General features: G+C 59.4%; 3 protein-coding genes. All 3 read right to left on the bottom strand.

What is annotated here, in order from left to right; genetic code table 11:
- Nucleotides 1-82: 82 nt before the first annotated feature.
- Genes E4M07_RS28880 through E4M07_RS28890 form a run of 3 tightly spaced genes read right to left on the bottom strand, consistent with a single transcriptional unit; the run spans nucleotide 83 to nucleotide 3,438 of the window.
- Complete coding sequence (locus E4M07_RS28880; protein WP_136661877.1) at nucleotides 83-934, bottom strand: TniQ family protein; 852 nt, start codon at nucleotides 932-934, stop codon at nucleotides 83-85.
- Nucleotides 931-1,812 carry a TniB family NTP-binding protein gene (locus E4M07_RS28885; RefSeq protein WP_136661878.1) on the bottom strand — a complete coding sequence of 294 codons (882 nt, stop codon included), beginning with the start codon at nucleotides 1,810-1,812 and terminating at the stop codon, nucleotides 931-933. Before E4M07_RS28885 ends, E4M07_RS28880 begins: the two co-directional genes overlap by 4 nt.
- A 12-nt stretch (nucleotides 1,813-1,824) precedes the next feature.
- On the bottom strand, nucleotides 1,825-3,438 hold the full coding sequence (locus tag E4M07_RS28890; protein WP_136661879.1) for a Mu transposase C-terminal domain-containing protein: 1,614 nt from the start codon (nucleotides 3,436-3,438) through the stop codon (nucleotides 1,825-1,827).
- Nucleotides 3,439-3,598: the final 160 nt, after the last annotated feature.

Raw genomic sequence — 3,598 nt, forward strand, 5'->3', positions numbered from 1 at the left:
TGTCACTTAGCACTTAAATGTGAGAATGCAGTTGTTGTGAAGACCTTTGGCACTTTAATCTGAGAATCATCGGGTCCAGTTCTCATATCAGTTGGAGCTGCTGGGGTGGTCCCCACTCTATTGCCGGAGTTACGAAATGGTCTGTCGCCATGACAAATCGGTTCTTGTTGTCTCCCATCATGTGCCCCTGCAGCATCTTCAGCATCGGTGGCCCTGCACGGTCGATGATCGCCACGCCTGCAAGGAGCGCGGGACGGATGTTGAGCGGCAGGATGGGGTGTTTTGGCGAGAACGGGAAAGCCGTCTCTTTGGCCAGTATGTCATCAAAATCGGGAACGATGGCGCCAAGGAGACGGTAGCGCCAGAGATCGCCTTCGCGCGGCGGTGGCCAAGGGATGCGACGCATGAGCAGGTGTCGCGCGATCTCCAGAGGCGCGAACCAAGTTTCCACGCCGCGTTCTGCGTGGTTGTGCAACAAGGTCTCACCGCGACGTGCCGCTGCTCGATACGGTGCAAGTCCCCGAACGCCATCGCTGGTGGTGTTGGATTGGTAAGGTTCCCCGCAGTGTAGGCAAGTAATCCGCCATCCTTGCAATTCGCTTCGAAGGATTGGCGGTGGGTCAGCAGCAGAATGATCGCAACGTGCGCAACGCTGCATCGGACTCTTGGAGATGAACCGGTGAGTGACTTTCGGAGCGTCTGCGAAGCTCAGGCTGCGTACAAGTTTCGGGCTGACACCGAACATCTCCGCAATCTGGTTCGCCTGGGCTTTCGTCAGAGAAAGGTCGATTGCCCTAAGCGACACCGCCTCCGGCAGTCCATGGCGCAGCATGGTCGAAGGAGTGACCGCGTAAAAGTCCGCGTGGCGACTGATCCAGGATGACAGGAGTTCGCCTGGCAGGGGTGGCAATGTGACGGGCAGGCGGCCCGTCATGCGAAGGTCGCCTCGGTATCAAATGCAGGCACCCAGGCCTCGACGGCGCTGTCGGTGATATGTTCGGTCCCGCTTTCGATGGCCTCTATCGCGAGGCTGCCCAGCATCTGGAAGATGTTAGCCGTAATGCCGTCCGTGATCTGCAGAATGCGCCGCAGGGATTTCGGTGTCAGCACAGAGGATTGCCGCAATGGAGTGTTGCGCAGGATCGACGCGACCAGCGTCTCGAAGTCCTCATTGGCGGCCCAACGGTTCAGGGTGAACTGCTCGAAGCGGCGCGCAAGTTGAACGTCACCGCCGATGGCTTCCCGAGCGTCGTTCACGCCGAAGCAGACCAGTGAGATTTGGAGCCGGTTGCTGAGAAAGCGCAGCATGTTGAGCACGATACGTTGCTCTCGGTAGGTCCCGGCAAGTATGTTGTGAACCTCGTCGATGACCAGCACCTGGACGCTGATTGCCTTCATGATCCGCATGGTCGCCTGTTCCATCTGAGCAATATCGGCCCGCGGTGCCTGGGGCGCGCCGAGGAGGGAAAGCAGTTCACCATAGAATCGCCGCTCGCCGGGGCGGCTGACCATTTCCATGGCCAGGACTGGAGTCCTCAGAATACCGTTCCGGCGATCAAGATGTGGCGGATGCTGATCGCGGAAGCGTTGCATGATCATGGTCTTGCCCATCCCGCTATCACCGTAAATCGCGACAGACGGCATGCGGGGCCCTCTGGGATGGTCAAGTAGCGCCTCAAGGCGATCGAGGGCTTGCTTCCCGCGAGGGTAGAGAACCCAACGGCGGGACCTGATGGCGCGAATGCGTCCTGCCTGGGATTCAGACAGCAGGGCCGCCGCGTCGGCGGTCAGATGAAAGTGATCGTTCGTCATTTTGGCTCCAGCTCATTCGGTGTCCTCAACAAAAGGCACCGGTTTGCTAGAGTCGACACCACGGAGTGTGCCCGTGTCGTGGAGGTCATCACCACGCCTCGGCTGAGCCATGCTGCGCCGCGCGGCCTTGGTTCTGGTTACGGCCTCGTCAACCAACTTCCGCTGTTCGAGCGCGGTCCTCACGACCGCGCGGCTATCGACTTCCCGCCGCCCTTTCTCACGCAGGGTGCGACGCGCCGTCAAAGCCTCGTGAAGGGAAATGGGTGCCAGGGTCAGGTCTGCGTAGCGTGCTTCAACGAAGTTGCCCGAGAGCCGCCGCACGAAGACACGCGACATGTCGCGCGGGTCATACTTAACGAGTAGCCGCCGCTCTGTCCGGCCGACATCGGCGCTGAGCGCAGGAGACCAGTAGCGGAGATCAAACAGATGGATGCCGGTCGGGCGTAAAGTCCGCTCCTGCTCCGGCAAGAAAGTGACCCAGAACTGCAGCCGATCCTCTGGCAGCCGCAGAGGGATGTCACCTTCATGGTCCCGCCAGACGGCAAGGGGAGGGCGGCTCAGCGAGCTGTGGATGGATTGATGATAGGACCCGACAATGTCCAGCGCGATGTAGCGCTCCAACTCGCGCAAGGTCAGCGTCGCATGTTTCCTTGAATCATACTCCGCGAGGTCCTGCGCATTGCTGAAGGTCGTACCGGGCAGAAGATGCAGCCGTCCCATCTGGGTGCCGATCAGCCGCTCGATATGTCCGCCGAAGCGCGGTGTACCCGGCGGCCGCCAATCGATCGCAATGCCCGCATTCTCGCAGCCACGCTTGAACGCGCGACTCCGGAAATCCGCGCCGTTATCCACATGAACCCGGTCGGGAAGGCCGGCCACTGGCCAGGGCTCTTCGATCTTGCGCGCTTTAAGCCAGGCAGTCTTATCATAAACCGAATGCAGCAAGCAGAGGCTCGTCGAAAGCCGGGATGGCGCCTCCATGGTCAGATAGAACCCTGTTACCATTCGGCTGAAGACATCCATGGCCAGGGTCAGCCAGGGTCGCCCGATTGGCTCTCGGGTTTCCTCGTCGACGACAAAAATATCGGCCTTCGTGTGATCGATCTGAACGATCTCAAGGGGTCTCGAGGCCGACAATGACCCGGGAACTGGCGTCGTTGCTTTCTCGATCTTCGTCTCGCCCCGGCGCTGTGCACGCTGGCGCAGATCAAGGTCGCCGAGACGCTTTTCGATCGTCCGACGATGCGGCGGCTTCAACTCTGCCACCGCACAATCCGTCCGAATGTCCCGCACCAGCTGCGAGACGGGTGGACGGGTCGGATTTAGGTAGTACTTGCGGATCGCGTTCTGGATGATCTCTTCGCGTTGCGCATCGAGAGCGCGTTGGCCAACGCGGCGCCCGCGTTTCGTTTCTACGAGCGACATGACCGTCCCGTCGTCGCGAAACCTCTTCAGCAAGCGGTAGGTTGACGCCTGGCTGAGGCCCAGTTCGGAAGCCAGATCGGCAATAGCTGCAACAGTTGACCGGCCGGACGTGCGCTTCCGGAATTGGCGAATGGCAGCCGCCCGACGACAGGCTTCTTCCCACAGAGCCTCATCGATCTCGTCGGGGAGTGGCTCGGTCATGATGAGAATCCGGAATCATCTTCGGAACTACAATTCTCATTCTAAGTGCTAAAGTCCAGCCATTATTATCAATTTAAGTGCCGATTCTCATATTTAAGTGCACTGCTAACCTATTGAAATCAAGGAGATCAGGTTATCAGCATTAAGTGCTAAGTCACAC

Origin of the sequence: Nitratireductor sp. XY-223, assembly GCF_004959855.1 — a bacterium.
Taxonomy (GTDB): domain Bacteria; phylum Pseudomonadota; class Alphaproteobacteria; order Rhizobiales; family Rhizobiaceae; genus Hoeflea_A.

Coding starts and splice junctions, on each gene's coding strand:
- E4M07_RS28880 (WP_136661877.1), bottom strand. CDS start 934: ATGACGGGCCGCCTGCCCGTCACATTGCCACCCCTGCCAGGCGAACTC.
- E4M07_RS28890 (WP_136661879.1), bottom strand. CDS start 3,438: ATGACCGAGCCACTCCCCGACGAGATCGATGAGGCTCTGTGGGAAGAA.
- E4M07_RS28885 (WP_136661878.1), bottom strand. CDS start 1,812: ATGACGAACGATCACTTTCATCTGACCGCCGACGCGGCGGCCCTGCTG.